13 protein-coding genes are annotated in these 15,170 nt (G+C 69.2%); 3 read left to right on the forward strand and 10 right to left on the reverse strand.

The genetic code is table 11. The features are described 5' to 3' along the window. Positions 1 to 4: 4 nt before the first annotated feature. Positions 5 to 433, reverse strand: a complete 429-nt coding sequence (locus tag E1161_RS02435) for a hypothetical protein (protein WP_132619072.1) — start codon at positions 431 to 433, stop codon at positions 5 to 7. Positions 434 to 865: 432 nt separating this feature from the next. On the opposite strand from E1161_RS02435, the gene E1161_RS02440 reads away from it, so the two are divergent. Continuing rightward, positions 866 to 1,792, forward strand: a complete 927-nt coding sequence (locus E1161_RS02440; protein WP_132619074.1) for a diacylglycerol/lipid kinase family protein — start codon at positions 866 to 868, stop codon at positions 1,790 to 1,792. Positions 1,793 to 2,039: 247 nt separating this feature from the next. Further along, a complete protein-coding gene (locus E1161_RS02445) occupies positions 2,040 to 2,294 on the forward strand; it encodes a WhiB family transcriptional regulator (RefSeq protein ID WP_093413759.1) in 255 nt (84 codons plus the stop codon). A gap of 286 nt (positions 2,295 to 2,580) precedes the next feature. Here E1161_RS02445 and E1161_RS02450 read toward each other — a convergent pair whose 3' ends face one another. Then, the gene (locus tag E1161_RS02450; protein WP_132619076.1) at positions 2,581 to 4,074 is read right to left on the reverse strand and encodes a PAS domain-containing sensor histidine kinase; all 1,494 of its coding nucleotides are present in this window, start codon (positions 4,072 to 4,074) and stop codon (positions 2,581 to 2,583) included. A gap of 40 nt (positions 4,075 to 4,114) precedes the next feature. Then, positions 4,115 to 4,330, reverse strand: a complete 216-nt coding sequence (locus tag E1161_RS02455; RefSeq protein ID WP_132619078.1) for a biotin/lipoyl-binding carrier protein — start codon at positions 4,328 to 4,330, stop codon at positions 4,115 to 4,117. Positions 4,331 to 4,514: 184 nt separating this feature from the next. Here E1161_RS02455 and E1161_RS28610 point away from each other — a divergent pair, with 184 nt between their 5' ends. Further along, positions 4,515 to 4,589, forward strand: a complete 75-nt coding sequence (locus E1161_RS28610; RefSeq protein ID WP_372448851.1) for a 50S ribosomal protein bL37 — start codon at positions 4,515 to 4,517, stop codon at positions 4,587 to 4,589. 78 nt (positions 4,590 to 4,667) lie between these two features. On the opposite strand, the gene secA is transcribed toward E1161_RS28610, so the two are convergent. From secA to E1161_RS02490, 7 genes are all read right to left on the reverse strand, one after another. Further along, complete coding sequence (gene secA / locus E1161_RS02460; protein WP_132619080.1) at positions 4,668 to 7,547, reverse strand: preprotein translocase subunit SecA; 2,880 nt, start codon at positions 7,545 to 7,547, stop codon at positions 4,668 to 4,670. Positions 7,548 to 7,890: 343 nt separating this feature from the next. After that, on the reverse strand, positions 7,891 to 8,574 hold the full coding sequence (gene hpf / locus E1161_RS02465) for a ribosome hibernation-promoting factor, HPF/YfiA family (protein WP_132619082.1): 684 nt from the start codon (positions 8,572 to 8,574) through the stop codon (positions 7,891 to 7,893). A gap of 417 nt (positions 8,575 to 8,991) precedes the next feature. Then, positions 8,992 to 9,675, reverse strand: a complete 684-nt coding sequence (locus E1161_RS02470; RefSeq protein ID WP_132619084.1) for a ComF family protein — start codon at positions 9,673 to 9,675, stop codon at positions 8,992 to 8,994. A gap of 235 nt (positions 9,676 to 9,910) precedes the next feature. Beyond that, on the reverse strand, positions 9,911 to 11,632 hold the full coding sequence (locus tag E1161_RS02475; RefSeq protein ID WP_132619086.1) for an LpqB family beta-propeller domain-containing protein: 1,722 nt from the start codon (positions 11,630 to 11,632) through the stop codon (positions 9,911 to 9,913). Beyond that, positions 11,632 to 13,374, reverse strand: a complete 1,743-nt coding sequence (gene mtrB / locus E1161_RS02480; RefSeq protein WP_132619088.1) for an MtrAB system histidine kinase MtrB — start codon at positions 13,372 to 13,374, stop codon at positions 11,632 to 11,634. Before mtrB ends, E1161_RS02475 begins: the two co-directional genes overlap by 1 nt. A 236-nt stretch (positions 13,375 to 13,610) precedes the next feature. After that, positions 13,611 to 14,288 (reverse strand): MtrAB system response regulator MtrA, encoded by a 678-nt coding sequence (gene mtrA / locus E1161_RS02485; protein WP_093413767.1) that lies wholly within the window; start codon positions 14,286 to 14,288, stop codon positions 13,611 to 13,613. 139 nt (positions 14,289 to 14,427) lie between these two features. After that, the gene (locus E1161_RS02490) at positions 14,428 to 15,072 is read right to left on the reverse strand and encodes a dTMP kinase (RefSeq protein ID WP_132619090.1); all 645 of its coding nucleotides are present in this window, start codon (positions 15,070 to 15,072) and stop codon (positions 14,428 to 14,430) included. Positions 15,073 to 15,170: the final 98 nt, after the last annotated feature.

The following is a 15,170-nucleotide window of genomic DNA, read 5'->3' on the forward strand; positions in this document are numbered from 1 at the left end:
CCGATCAGTCCTCGCGGGCGTCGGGGGCCATCGAGGCGTGGAACGCCCACTCGCGGCCCTCGCGGTTGAACAGGAACCACAGCACCGCCACGGCGGGCACGGCGATGATCAGGCCGATCAGCGGCCGCCCGGACGGGCCGGTCGCGTACCAGGCGGTGCCGAGCAACAGCAGCTGCAGCAGCAGGGCGGGTGTGCGAGCCCAGTGCTTGCCCTTGATCAGACCGATGCCCGCTGCCAGCACACCGGAGGCCAGCAGCGCGTAGTAGCCCGCCTCGCCCCACGTCTCGCCGCGTTCGAGCTGACCGACGCCGCCGAGGTCGCTGGAGGCGCTGCGGACCAGCAGCGCCACGACGAACACCAGAGCTGCCACCGCCTGCAAGGTGGTCAGCACTCCAGCGATGCGCACCGTGCGGGGAACGGTCTCGGTAGACAAGGGGCCCTCTCCTCGAACGGGGCCACGACCCCGCAAGTGACTCTGCGTGTGCACTTTCGATGGTAATACCGCCCGATCGCCGCATAGCTGCCGCAGGCCCCGAGCCGCCATGATCGACTCATGGCTGAAGCGGCGTTCGCGGATATCGGGGTGTCCGTCGATCTCGCCGCGTGCACGTCGGCAGCCGGTGCACAACAGTCGGGTGCGTTCCGGGGTTACGCATCCGGTTGTGACCGGAAAACGGTGGTCAGCGGCATGGCGCATCCGCTCCTGGCGCGTTCCGTCGCCGCGTCCGCCCGTGCCGCGCACCTCGGCCGGTCCCGTCCGCATCGGACTCGGAGGTGACCGGACAGCCCAGTTGAGACTTCGCGGCACGCGGAACCTGGCCCCCGCGCCCGACGGACACGAAACCGTCTCGCTTAGGCTTCGGTTGTGCGCGCCGTTCTCGTCGTCAACCCGCAGGCGACCTCCACCACAGCCAGTGGCCGCGATGTGCTCGCCGCCGCCCTGGCCAGTGTGCTGAAGCTGGACGTCGTGGAGACGCGGCACTTCGGGCACGCCTCGGAGGCCGCGAGGGACGCCGTCCGGGACGGCGCGGACCTGGTCATCGCGCACGGCGGCGACGGCACGGTCAACGAAGTGGTCAACGGCATGTTCGAGGTCGCCGAGCCCGGCGACCCCTCGATGCCGAAGCTGGGCGTGGTCCCCGGTGGTTCGGCGAACGTCTTCGCCCGCGCGCTCGGGGTCCCCAAGGACCCGGTCGACGCCACGCACCACCTGATGCGCGCGCTGGCCGATCGCAGCACCCGCCAGGTCGGGTTGGGCAAGGCCGACGAGAGGTGGTTCACCTTCAACGCCGGCATCGGCTGGGACGCCGAGGTCGTCGCCGAGATGGAGCACCAGAGGTCGCGAGGCCACGAGGCCACCCCCGCCCTGTATGCCCGGATTGCCCTCACCTGCTACGTTCGGATGGCCCGCGGGGAACCGAAGCTGAGCTTGCAAATCGGTGACGATCACCCGAGTGAGCTACTACACAGTGTGTTCGTCTCCAACACCGACCCGTGGACCTACCTGGGTTCGACGCCGGTGCGCATGAGCCCCGAGACCAGCTTCGACACCGGTCTCGGCGTGTTCGCGCTGAAGAAGATGACTGCCTACCCCGTGTTGCGACACGTAGCGGAGATGCTACGCGGTAGAGGGAAACCACACGGAAGAAATTCAATTCAGGCTGCGGATGTGCCCCATCTACGCGTAGCCTGTACGGAGCCGTTGCGCCTGCAGGTGGACGGCGATTGCCTGGGTGAACGATCGGCGATCGAGTTCTCCTCAGTCCCGAACGCTCTCCGCGTCGCTGTATAACCTTCTGGTCACGGATGGACGTCGCTGCCGACTCATGACCCCCGTCTAAGTTCGGGAGCACACCGAAACCCCTGGTCAAGTCTCGTCGATCTTTCAGGTGAGTTCGCTCACCGCCCGAGATCGACCTCTTGACATCGCGGCAGTTCGTGAAAGCATTCACAAGCACACGGACTCCGTGAAAGCATTCACAAACACCCCGAACGAACTATCGGCGCGCATGGGCGCGCCTAGCGAGGAGCAAGGAACAATGGACTGGCGCCACGATGCGGTTTGCCGTGACGAGGACCCGGAGCTGTTCTTCCCGGTTGGGAACAGCGGTCCTGCTGTGCTGCAGATCGCCGAGGCGAAGGCCGTATGCCGCCGTTGTCCGGTTGCTTCTCAGTGCCTGGCTTGGGCACTCGAGAGCGGCCAGGACGCCGGTGTCTGGGGCGGCATGAGCGAAGACGAGCGGCGTGCCCTCAAGCGGCGCAACGCTCGCACCCGGGCGCGCACCAACGCCTGAGTGGCAGCTCGCTGAGACGTGGTCGGTCGGTCGCACCCCCGGTGACCGACCGCCCGTCTCGCCCCGGCCGCACACGGCCTCGCACCGAATGAACTGACCCGACCCCGACTAGCAGCTCCGGCCGATCAGCGTCGATGTCGGTCCCGCACGTTCCAGCCGATCTCCCCAATCACCACGGGGCAGCCGGAAGCGGGGAAACCGACCCGATCGGCCAGACGTCCCCGGCGCGTGGGGATGTCACCCGAGTGATCGACGCACCAGCGTGGCGCCCAGTGCAAACGGGCCGTCACCGTCGGTACTTCAGAGGCACCCGCAGAACCGCCTCGGTACCACGTTGATGACCACGGCCACGCAAGCTCAGAGACCCGCGGAGCTCAGACTCCACCAGGGTCCGCACGATCTGCAGGCCGAGACGTTCGGCGCGCTCGAGGGAGAAGCCCTTCGGCAGGCCACGACCGTCATCCGAGATGACGACGTCGAGCCAGCGCGCCGAACGCTCCGCCTGCACGACCACTTCCCCGCCTTGGCCCTCCGGGAAGGCGTGCTCGAAAGCGTTCTGCACCAGCTCGGTCAGGACCATCACCAGCGGCGTGGCCAGTTCCGCCGACACAACCCCGAACTTCCCGCCGCGGCTGACCTTCACCCCCGTTTCGGCAACGGCGACGTCGCTCATCATCGGGATCACCCGGTCCACCACGTCATCGAGGTCGACCCGCTCGTCCACCGACATCGACAGCGTCTCGTGCACCAAAGCGATCGAGGTCACCCGCCGCACCGACTCGTCCAGCGCCAGCCGAGCCTCGTTGTTGCCGGTGCGGCGCGACTGCAACCGCAGCAGCGCCGCCACGGTCTGCAGGTTGTTCTTCACGCGGTGGTGGATCTCGCGGATCGTGGCGTCCTTGGACATCAGCGCCCGGTCCCGCCGCTTGACCTCGGTGACGTCGCGGACCAGCACCAGCGCGCCGGCCGACTGGCCGCGCGGGCGCAGCGGCAGCGCTCGGAACAGCACCGTCGCACCGCGCGCCTCGGCTTCGATGCGCATGCTGGGCTCGCCGCCCATCGCCCGCCGGACCCGCTGCGAGACCTCGTCCGCGTCGAACGGGTCGTTGAGCAGCGACCGCGTCAACGGCGCCAGCTGGGCGCCCACCAGATCGGCCGCGTGACCCATGCGGTGGTAGGCCGACAGCGCGTTGGGGCTGGCGAACACGACCGTGCCCGAGTTGTCCAGCCGGATCAGGCCGTCACCGACGCGCGGACTGGTGTGCACGTCGGGTGCCGGCTCCGGCGTGGGGAACGTGCCGTCGGCGACCATCTGGCAGAGGTCGGCGGCGCTGCCCAGGTAGGAGATCTCCAACGGGCTGGGCACTCGCGGCACGGCGAGGTTGGTGTCCCGGCTGAGCACCGCCACGATCTCCTCGCCCAGCTTCACCGGGATCGTCTCGCGCCGAACCGGAACCCCCAGGTGCCAGCGCGGGTCCTCCTCGCGGCAGATCCGGCCCTCCAGGGCGGCCCGCCGGAGCTGCGGGTGGTCGTCCTGGGTGACCTCGGAGCCGACCACGTCCTCCGGGTGCGCGGTGGGCGCGGTGGTGGGACGGGCCTGCGCGACGCACAGGAAGCGGTCCTCCGGTGCCTCCGAGGGGCCGATCGGCACCCACATGAGGAAATCCGCGAACGACAGGTCGCTCAGCAACTGCCACTCGGCGACCACGAGCTGCAGGTGGTCGGCGGCAGTGCCGGACAGTCCCGTGTGTTCGGCGAGGAGATCACTCAGCGTGGACAAGGCGGTCCTCCGGGTCGGCTGCTCGGATCGAAGCGGGTCGTCACTCGACGACAGCGATCAGATCGCCCTCTGCAACGACGTCACCCGGCTTGACCGCCATGGTGCTGATCTTGCCGGAAACCTCGCTGAGCACCGGGATCTCCATCTTCATGGACTCCAGGAGCACCAGCGAGTCACCGTCGTGGACCGCGTCGCCCTCGGACATCGACACCGCCATGACGTTGGCCACCACCTCGGCGCGGATCTCCTCGGCCATCTCTTCCTCCTAGTCGCGGCCGACTTCGGCCCCTGCTTAGGAAACCACGACCGCCACCACCCACCGACGGCAGGTTCCGGACATGGCAGACTGGAACCTCGAAATCCCAGCGGAGACCGGGTGTCAGTTGATCACTCGCGGTCACCGGGCTGGAGCGGAACTCGAACTTCGAGGGAGTCGCCTTATGGGCAAGCGCGCGCGCAAGAAGAAGGACCGGCGCAAGAACAAGGCCAACCACGGCAAGCGCCCCAACTCGTGATCGCAGCGGCAACCGCCGCACCCGAGAAGCGAAGGGCCCCGGACCACACGGTCCGGGGCCCTTCGCGTGAACGGCTCGTCAGCGCTTCTTCTTCTTGTTGTCGGCTCGGGCGGCCGCGCGGCGCTCGCGGCGAGTGCCGCTCCGGGACTCCGGGGCGTCCTGCTCGGAAATCTTCTGCACCTCACCGGTCTCGTCCGGGCCGGAGTAGCTCAGCCGCTGGTTGCCGGGGCCCTGCAAACCGCCGCCGCGCAGTGCGGGCGGGGTCTGCTCGCGTTCGCCGGGACTTCCGGCGAGCTGGCTCAGGGCCGGACCTGCCGAAGCCGGCTTGGCCCGCCGGGAACGCGCGCCCTGGGGCTGAGCGCCCCCCTGCGGGACCTGCGGCGTCTGCGGGACCTCGGGGACACCGCTGCCCGCCTGGCTCACCGAGACCGGCACAGCCGGTTGTTCCGGTGCGGGCTCGGGTTCGGCGGCCTCGACCTGGACGTTGAACAGGAAGCCGACCGACTCCTCCTTCAACGCGTCCAACATGCCGCCGAACATGTCGAAGCCCTCGCGGCGGTACTCGATCAGCGGGTCGCGCTGCGCCATGGCGCGCAGGCCGATGCCCTCCTTGAGGTAGTCCATCTCGTAGAGGTGCTCGCGCCACTTGCGGTCCAGGACGCTGAGCAGCACGCGCCGCTCCAGCTCCCGCATCGCACCGGGTCCGACCTTGCCGTCCACCTCGGCCTCGCGCTTGGCGTAGGCGTCCTTGGCGTCGGCGGTGATCAGCTCCAGCAGGTGTTCCTTGCTGAGGTCGTCGTCCTCCTCGACCAGCTTCTCCCAGCTCAGGCCGACCGGGTACAGCGAGCCCAGCGCCTTCCAGAGCTTCTCGAAGTCCCAGTCCTCGGCGTAGCCAGCGGAGGTCTCGGCGTCGACGTAGGCGTTGATGACGTCGGTGAGCATGTGCATGATCTGCTCTTGCAGGTCCTCACCGGCCAGGACGCGGCGGCGCTCGTCGTAGATGACGGTGCGCTGCTGGTTCATCACCTCGTCGTACTTGAGGACGTTCTTGCGGATCTCCATGTTCTGCTGCTCGACCTGCGTCTGAGCGCTGCGGATCGCGCGGGACACCATCTTGTGCTCGATCGGGACGTCGTCGGGCACCTTCAGGCGCGTCATGACGGTCTCGACCATGGCGGAGTTGAACCGGCGCATGAGCTCGTCGCCCAGCGACAGGTAGAAGCGGGACTCGCCGGGGTCGCCCTGGCGGCCGGAACGACCGCGCAGCTGGTTGTCGATGCGGCGGGACTCGTGCCGCTCGGTGCCCAGCACGTAGAGGCCGCCGGCCTCGCGGACCCGGTCAGCTTCGGTGTCGACCTGCGCCTTGATCTTCTCGACGACGGCGGGCCACTCGGCCTCGTACTGCTCGCGGTTCTGCACCGGGTCCAAGCCGCGCTCGCGCAGCTCGGCGTCGGCGAGGTGGTCGACGTTGCCGCCCAGCACGATGTCGGTACCGCGACCGGCCATGTTGGTGGCGACCGTGACGGCGCCGAGACGACCGGCCTCGGCGATGATCGCGGCCTCGCGCTGGTGGTTCTTCGCGTTGAGCACGTTGTGCGGGATGCCGCGCTTGGTCAGCAGCTTCGACAAGTACTCGGAGCGCTCGACGCTGGTGGTGCCGACCAGGACCGGCTGGCCCTTCTCGTGGCGCTCGGAGATGTCCTCGGCCACGGCCTCGAACTTGGCGGGCTCCCCCTTGTAGACCATGTCGGCCTGATCGATGCGGGCCATCGGCTCGTTGGTGGGGATGGGCACCACGCCGAGCTTGTAGGTGGCGTGGAACTCGGCCGCCTCGGTCTCGGCGGTACCGGTCATGCCGCCCAGCTTGTCGTAGAGGCGGAAGTAGTTCTGCAGCGTGATCGTGGCCAACGTCTGGTTCTCGGCCTTGATCTCGACGCCTTCCTTGGCCTCGATCGCCTGGTGCATGCCCTCGTTGTAGCGGCGACCGGCGAGGATTCGGCCGGTGAACTCGTCGACGATGGACACCTCGCCGTCGCGGACGATGTAGTCCTTGTCGCGCTGGTAGAGCTCCTTGGCCTTGAGCGCGTTGTTGAGGTAGCCGACGAGCGGCGTGTTCGCGGCCTCGTAGAGGTTCTCGATGCCGAGCTGGTCCTCGATGATCGACACGCCCTCTTCGGTGACGCCGACGGTGCGCTTGCGCTCGTCGACCTCGTAGTGCGCGTCGCGCTTGAGGATGGGCGCGAGCCGGGCGAACTCCTGGTACCAGCGGGAGGATTGGTCGGCGGGGCCCGAGATGATCAGCGGGGTCCGGGCTTCGTCGATGAGGATGGAGTCGACCTCGTCGACCACGGCGAAGTGGTGGCCGCGCTGCACGCAGTCGGCGAGGCTCCAGGCCATGTTGTCGCGCAGGTAGTCGAAGCCGAACTCGTTGTTGGTGCCGTAGGTGATGTCGGCGGCGTAGGCCTGACGACGCTGCTCGGGGGTCATCTCGGCGAGGATCGCGCCGACTTCCATGCCCAGGAAGCGGTGCACGCGACCCATCCACTCGGCGTCGCGCTTGGCGAGGTAGTCGTTGACTGTGACCACGTGCACGCCTCCGCCGGTGATGGCGTTGAGGTAGGCGGGCAGGACGCAGGTCAGGGTCTTGCCCTCACCGGTCTTCATCTCGGCGATGTTGCCCAGGTGCAGGGCGGCACCGCCCATCAGCTGCACGTCGAAGTGCCGCTGGCCGAGGGTGCGCTTGGCACCTTCGCGGGCGACCGCGAAGGCTTCGGGCAGCAGCTCGTCGAGCGACTCTCCCTCGCTGTGGCGGCGCTTGAACTCTTCTGTCTTGCCCCGCAGCTCGGTATCGGACAAACCGACGACGGTGTCTTCGAGCTCGTTGATGTGCGCTGCGATGGCACGCAGGCGCTTGAGCATCTTGCCCTCGCCGGCGCGGAGCAGTCGGGACAGGACCATCCGGTCGACCTCGCTAGCTGATCGTGACGCGTCCGTCACGGACGCTTTGTAACCATCGTATTAGAGCTGGCTGTGGGGGTGTGCCGTAGTCCGATGCAGCGTTGGCGGACCGCAACACACGGCTGTCCCCCGCGAACCACCGTACGCGGGGGACGGCCGTGTGGGTCGGGCGTGGCGCAGACTCGCCCTTTGGCGCCAGGCACCCTGCGTCAGCCTTCCCACCCCGCAGCTACCAGCGCCGCGGGTTGTGAGTGCGAGGACGACCACTCCGAAGTGGCTCGGGAGTGGCACCCCCGGTCCAGCCGACGTCTCAGGTCCGCCGCGCAAGGCGCCCAGATGGTTCTCAAGCCTCGGCGAGTCGGATCACGCCGTAGTCGAATCCCTTCCTGCGGTAGACGACGCTGGGACGGCCGCTGTCGGCGTCGGAGAAGAGGTAGAAGTCGTGCCCCACCAGTTCCATCTGGTAGAGGGCTTCGTCGACCGTCATCGGCTTGGCCGAGTGCTCCTTCTCGCGCACGACATGGCCGGGGGCGTAGCCGTCCTCTTCGGTCATGCGCTGTCCCGGCACCTCGGCGGTGTGCGCGGGAGCTTCCTGGGGCGCTTCGAGCAGCGCGGTTCGGCCTTCGGCTCCACCGGAGCCTGACCCGACCGGGCCGGTCGCCACGGGCCGGTCCGCCATCGCTGCGGTCGCCTCTGCCACGGAAGTCGGGTTGTGCTGTCCGTAGTGCACCTTCCTACGGTCGTGCATGCGCCGGAGCCTGCTCTCCAGCTTGGTCGTCGCGGCGTCGAGCGCGGCGTAGAAGTCGCCTGCACAGGCTTGGGCTCGAATGGGAGCGCCCTTGCCCTTCAGTGTGATCTCGACTCGCTGGCAGTTCTTGGCTTGACGGGGATTCTTCTCGTGGAACAATTCCACTTCCGCCCGGATGGCCTTCCGGTTGTACCGCTCAAGCCGGGTCATCTTGGTGTTGACGTGCTCCCGGTAGTGATCGGGAACCTGAACGTTACGACCCTTGACGACGATATCCATTCACGACCTCCGTTCCTTGCAAGCTCCGTAGGCGAGGTGTGCACGGGGGGCGCCTGGAAAGGAGATCAGCTCGCTTCAGGCGCCAGGGACATGGCTTTTCGCTCCTTCCCTCCGCCTCAGTTGGCTGGATTGGTTCGTCACGTTAGCTCGGTTTATCGATTTGTGACACCCCCTCAGACGGGCGAAGTCAAGCATCCACCGAGAGTGATGTTTGCTGCCGAAAGCAGCAGATCACGCAGCGTGCCAGGCTTGGCCGAAGCGAGGCTCCGAACGGGTGGTTCACCCGTTCGGGTAGAAAGCTCAGTAGCTCTGCGCGGGGTGGCGTTCTGCCCCTTCAGCCAGCTCACACCCGGAGAACGAACACGGCCGCCGATCAGTTCCTGGGCCGATCAGGTGTGGCGGAATCACTCGACGAGATCAGCCGGCCGTCGCGGTCAGGGCGAGCGCCACCGCGACCGGGCGTCGGGCTCCGCCGAGCACGGCCGCAGCGCCGGTCACCGTCGCCCCCGTCGTCACGACGTCGTCGAGCAACGCGACCTGCGCCCCGTCCGGCGGCAGCCGACCAGGGCGCACCAGCACCCGGCCGGAGAGGTTGTCGAGGCGTTGCTGCGGGGTGAGCCCCGCCGAATCCGCGGCACCTGGGCCGGTCAGCAGGCAGTCGGCAACGCGCGTCGGCATCCCCGCGGCGCTGAGCTCGATCGCCGCGAAGTGCGCGAGCCGGGCCATGTGAGCACCTCCGCGCCGCCGCGAGGCCATCGCGCGCGAGGGCGCGGGCACCAGCCACCACCCGGGTTCCAGCGACCGGTCGACGGTGATCGAGCGCAGCCCCGTGGCCAGCTGCGTGCCCAGCGGAGCGGCGAGCGCGCGCTGGCCGTCCTCCTTGTAGGCCAGGACCGCGCGCCGGGCGACGCCCCGGTATCGGCCGAGGGCGAACACCGGTGGCGAGTTCCCGAACAGCGGCCGGTCCACCCGGCGCAACCCGCCGAGCCTGCCCGCGCAGCGCGGACACCACGCGGTGCCCGCGACGTCGCAGCCGACGCAGTGCAGCGGCAGCAGCAGGTCGGCCAGACCGGAGATCGCGTCGCGCAGCGAGGACAGCACCGGCCGATCATGGCCCGATCGGCGATCCGACTCACCGGCGCGCGTCGGTGATCAGCGAAGCCGGTTCCTCATCCACCACCCTCGCCGCCGACACCTCCGGGGGTTCTGAGCTGCGCTGTGGCGAGCACGTCGCGACGCCGTGCGTTCGGACAGGCACGAGTCGTGCGCGGAGCCCGCACGTCGCCGAGGCTCCGCTACGCACCGCCCAGCAGGTCGACCACGGATGAGAAGGACGTCAGCCCGGGTAGAACGGGATGGACGCGCCCCCGATCGGCGCGTCGGTCAAGGACCAGACGTCGTCGGTGTCCTGCGACTGCCAGATGCCGTGGCGATCGGCGACCACCACCTGGCCTCCCGGACCGACGGTGACCGCGGTCAGCGGCTGCCCCAGGTTCGCCGCCGTGTACGGCTCCCAGCGGAAGCCGTCCACGGACAGATCGTAGACCGGGTAGTTGTTGCTGTCGGTGATCGCGACGAGGGACTCGTCCTGCCGCCACTCCACCGACGTGACCTGCATGCCCTGCGGAGCGCGCAACACCACCGGCCGTTGCAGCACCGCGTGGCCGTCCTGCTCGGCGACTCCGGCGACCACCACGCTGCCGTCGATGACCGCCGCGATCCGGGTGCCGTCGCGGGACAACCGCAGGTCGGTGATGGGCCGCCCGGTCGGCAGGGCGCGGGTGTCGACGGTCTGCGGGGTCCACTCGCCGCCGGTGTCGACCACGCGCACCACGTCGCGGCCGTCGACGACCGTCCACGCCTCTTCCTCGCCGCGCCACGTCGGCTTGCTCATGTAGTTGCCGATCGTGGGCAGCTCGGCCAGCTGCTCGCCGAAGTCGCCGACGCGCAGCGCCACACCACCGGGGCGGCGGGTGACCGCGGCGAGCTTGCCGCCGTGCGGCGACCGCCCCGCGCGCACCACGTCGTACTCGCCGGAACCGGCTGGTCCGGGGATCGGCCGCGCGTTCCGGTCGAGCACCAGGACGCGCTCGTCGACCACCGCCAGGCCGGGCAGGTCCGGGCGCTGCACGTTGTCGGCCTCGTACTGCTCCATGTCGGTGGGCCGCAGGTCCTTGCCGTCGGGCAGCAGCGGCACGCCCTCTTCCTTGATGCGCACGCGCGCGCTGCTCACGCCTTCGAGCGTGTAGACCACCTGCGCGGCGATCAGCTTGCGCGTGTCGGGCGATACGTCCCCGAGCTCGCTGAGGTTGACCTCCATGGCGCCGTCCGCGGCCTCGGTGGTGTTGGTCTTGGGGTGCACTCCGGGCGGGATGGCGGTGCGCATCGCCTGCCGCATGCCTTCCGACGGCCCGGAGGTGAGCAGGTCGATGACCCGGCGCGGCAGCGTGGTGGCCGGTTGAGCCACCACGTAGCGCAGGTCGGAGGCGACGCCGGTGAGGTCGTGGTCGAGGAAGTAGATCGGCACCGGGCGGAAGATCGAGCTGAAGGACGTCTTGCTCACGACCAGGTCCGGCGGCGGCGTGGTGATCCGCCACTGGCCGTTGCTCTGGAGCTCCACCCGCACGTCCACGGCGAACTCGCCGGTCTCCGGCACGAACGAGGAATCGGCGAGCAGCCTGCCGATCCGGTCGGCCCGCAGCGTCACCAGCTGGACACCTTCGGGCAGCGGCTGCGGCGTGGCGACCGGGATGGTGTCGACGTTCTCCACGATCAGCATGCCCGGCGGCGGCGTCCAGTTGCGCTCCATCGACTCCGCCAGGTGCTTGCGGGCCGACTCGTGGTTGCTGGCGGGCGAAGCGGCCTTGTCGACGAAGCTGCGCACCAGGGCCAGCGGGTCGATGTCGGCCGGTGGCGGGTTGACCGGGATGGTCGTGTTGCTGCCGTCGACCTCCTTGACCGCCTTGGGCTCGGAGGTTTCCGGGATCGACGCGCATGCCGACACCGACAGCAGCAGGACCAGCAGTGCCGCCAGTCGGCGTGACCGGTGGGCGCCCATCACTTCTCCTCCCACGACTCTTCGGTCAGGCGAGCGGGGCCCTTGTCGCGGACGTCCTGCTCACCGTCCCCTTCGGACGGCCGTTCCACGCCGGTGGCCAGCAGCGCTTCAGGGGCGGCGATGCGCCGGGTGCTCGGCAGCGACAGCGGGCTGATCTCGGGTTCCTTGCCCGGTTTGCGCGGCAGCGTCAGGCGGAAGCAGGAGCCTTCGCCGGGTTCGCCCCAGGCGTCGAGGTCACCGCCGTGCAGGCGGGCGTCCTCCTGGCTGATCGACAGGCCGAGCCCGGTGCCGCCGCTGCGCCGGTTGCGGGAGGGGTCGGCGCGCCAGAAGCGGGTGAACACCAGCTCGGCCTCGCCGCTGCGCAGCCCCACGCCGTAGTCCCGGACGGTGACGGCGACGGCCTGTTCGTTGCCTCCGAAGCGCAGCTCGACCGGGCCGCCTTCGGCGTGGTCGATGGCGTTGGCCACGAGGTTGCGCATGATGCGCTCGACGCGGCGGGCGTCGGCGACGATGGTGAGGTCGGTGCCGTCGGCAGGTGCGAGCACGCGGAGCTCGACGCCGCTGGTGTCGGCGATGGCGCGCACGGATTCGGCGGCGCGCTCGGCGATCTCGTGCAGGTCGAGCCTCTCGGCGGCCAGATCGGCGACGCCCGCGTCGAGGCGGGAGATCTCCAGCAGGTCGGCGAGCAGCAGCTCGAACCGGTCGAGCTCGTCGACCAGCAGCTCGGTGGAGCGCGACAGGCCGGGCGGGAACTCCTCGCGGGAGGCGTGCAGCACGTCGGCGGCCATCCGGACCGTGGTCAGCGGGGTGCGCAGCTCGTGCGACACGTCGGAGGTGAAGCGGCGCTGCAGCTGGCCGAACTCCTCCAGCTGCGTGATCTGCTGCTTGAGGCTGTCAGCCATCTCGTTGAACGACTCGGCGAGCCGGGCCATGTCGTCCTCGCCGATCACACGCATCCGCTTGTCCAGGTCGCCTTCGGCGAGCTGCTCGGCGGTCTGCGCGGCTTGCCGCACCGGGCGCACGACCTGGCGGGTCACCAGGTTGGTGATCGCGCCCAGCAGCGCCAGCAGCACCACGGCGCTCACCAGCAGGGTCCGCTGCAGGCCGGCGAGGGTCTGCTGCTCGGCGGTCAGCGGGAACAGCAGGTAGATCTGCAACGGGCGGGTCGCGCTGGACACCGGTGTCCCGACGATCACCATCGTGACCGGTGTGCTCTCCCGCTGCACCGTGTGGATCTTGGTGGCGAGCTGGCCGCGTTCGACGAACACGCGCAGGTCCTCGGGCACGTCCTCGATGGGGCCGGCGGCGGGCTGAGCGCTGCGCGCACCGGGCGCTCGACCGTCCACCAGCACGGCGGTGAACGCGCCGGCGACATCGCTGGTGGACTGGCCGGAGGAGGAGGTCGTCAGCCGGTTCAGGGCGGCCTGCAGCTGCTCGGAGACGCTGTCGGAGTTGGGGTCGACGGCGGTGAGCTCGCGCTCCAGGATCGGCAGGCTCACCTCGGCCTGCGAGATCGCACCCTGCTCCTTGGACTCCAGCAGCTGCGAGGTGATCTGCCACTGCAGCACCATTCCCAGCACGATCACCACGGCCAGCGACAGCGCGAGGGTGCTGACGACGACGCGCAGCTGCATCGACCGCCGCCACAGCGCTTCGAATCGGTGCCAGCGAGCGCGCGTCTCCTCGCGGACACGACTGCTCAACAACCGCACCCAGCGGCTCTGGCGCGTCCACACACTCACGGTGACCGTCCTTCGGGCAGCACCTGTTCCGACACTGCGTGCAAGCGGCAGAGCCGCTTCCTCCGCACCCCACCCTCGCAGCTCGCACCGCCGCGGGTTGTGAGAGGTCGTCTGGCGAAGACGCCCCGACGCCGTGCAGTGGCATGCACCATGGGCGGCCGGAGTCCAGACGGCGTCTCAGGTCCCGCTGTCCGCAACGCCGCTCGAGGTGACTTCGATGAAGAGCTCCCAGCACATCACGGGGGCCCGGCCTTGTACCCGACGCCTCGGACCGTGAGCACGACCTCTGGGCGTTCCGGATCGCGCTCGACCTTGGAGCGGAGTCGCTGCACGTGCACGTTGACCAGGCGGGTGTCGGCCGCGTGCCGGTATCCCCACACCTGCTCCAGCAGCACTTCCCGGGTGAAGACCTGGCGCGGCTTGCGGGCGAGGGCGACCAGCAGGTCGAACTCCAGCGGGGTCAGCGCGATCGGCTGGCCGTCGCGGGTGACCTCGTGCCCGGGCACGTCGATGATCACGTCGCCGATGGTGAGCACCTCGGCGGGCTCGGCGTCGGTGCGGCGCAACCGGGCGCGCAACCTAGCGACGAGCTCCTTCGGCTTGAAGGGTTTCACCATGTAGTCGTCGGCACCGGACTCCAGGCCGAGGACGACGTCGACCGTGTCGCTCTTGGCGGTGAGCATGACGATGGGCACCACGGACTCGGTCCGGATCGCCTTGCATACGTCGATGCCGTTCATGCCGGGCAGCATCAGGTCCAGCAGTACCAGGTCGGGTTTGAGCTCGCGCAAGGCGGGCATCGCCTTGGTGCCGTCGCTGACGACGGCGGTCTCGAACCCCTCTCCCCGGAGCACGATGGTCAGCATTTCGGCCAGGGCCGGATCATCGTCCACCACGAGCACGCGTGCCTTCATGCGCCACATCGTTGCACTTGTCACTTGGAGTCCGTGCATCCACCCGCCGGGTGTCGTCGCAGGTAGCGAACTCGACGCCGGTTCAGCGCAACCGGTACCACCGAATGGAGCAGCCTCCGTGTGGTGTCGGTTCCAACCTTCACGCCAGGACGTGCTTGTCGACGAGGACCGCGAAATCGACGTCGGTGGCGCCGTCGACGACCACCCACGGGGTCCACCAGTCCGCGTCGGCGAGCTCGGCGTAGACCTCGGCGCATCGCAACTGGAGCGGGGTGTCGGATTCGAAGCGGTCGCGGCGGCGGTCGGACTCGGTCCGCTCGCGGTGCTCGGCACGACCGGTGGCGACCTCGGCGGGCACCCGGAGCAGGATCTGCAGGTCCGGTTCGGGCAGCCCGAAGCGGGTGATCTCCAGGTCGCGGATCCAGGACACGACCTCACCGTCGGCGTGCTGGTGCAGCCGTGCGGCGGCGTAGGCGGCGTTGGAGGCGACGTAGCGGTCCAGCAGGACGACGTCGTGGGCGGCGAGGTCGGCGCGCAGCGCGTCGGCCGCTGCCCTGCGGTCGAGGGCGTAGAGGACCGCCATGCCGTGCACGGAGGATCCGAGGTCGCCGTGCTCACCCCGCAGCGCCTCAGCGACGAGTTCGGCGTGCACGTCTTCGGCGTAGCGCGGGAACGCCGCGCTCGCCACGCTGCACCCGCGCGCGTTCAGCTCGGCCGTGATCCCCCGGGCCAGGGTCCGCTTGCCCGCGCCGTCCAGCCCCTCGATGACGATGAGTCGTCCCACGTCGGAAACGGTAGCGGAACGGTGTCCGCGGGTGCCGGGCGCCGTCCTCCCTCATCGGCAGCGCGGTGGCAAAAAGTTCGAATGCATGACACCCCCTG

The organism is Saccharopolyspora aridisoli, from assembly GCF_004348445.1.
GTDB lineage: Bacteria > Actinomycetota > Actinomycetes > Mycobacteriales > Pseudonocardiaceae > Saccharopolyspora > Saccharopolyspora aridisoli.

Excerpts from the sequence above, each read along its gene's own strand:
- E1161_RS02445 (WP_093413759.1), top strand. The coding sequence starts at position 2,040 with ATGGACTGGCGCCACGATGCGGTTTGCCGTGACGAGGACCCGGAGCTG.
- E1161_RS02455 (WP_132619078.1), bottom strand. The coding sequence starts at position 4,330 with ATGGCCGAGGAGATCCGCGCCGAGGTGGTGGCCAACGTCATGGCGGTG.
- secA (WP_132619080.1), bottom strand. The coding sequence starts at position 7,547 with ATGGTCCTGTCCCGACTGCTCCGCGCCGGCGAGGGCAAGATGCTCAAG.
- hpf (WP_132619082.1), bottom strand. The coding sequence starts at position 8,574 with ATGGATATCGTCGTCAAGGGTCGTAACGTTCAGGTTCCCGATCACTAC.
- E1161_RS02475 (WP_132619086.1), bottom strand. The coding sequence starts at position 11,632 with ATGGGCGCCCACCGGTCACGCCGACTGGCGGCACTGCTGGTCCTGCTG.
- mtrA (WP_093413767.1), bottom strand. The coding sequence starts at position 14,288 with ATGAAGGCACGCGTGCTCGTGGTGGACGATGATCCGGCCCTGGCCGAA.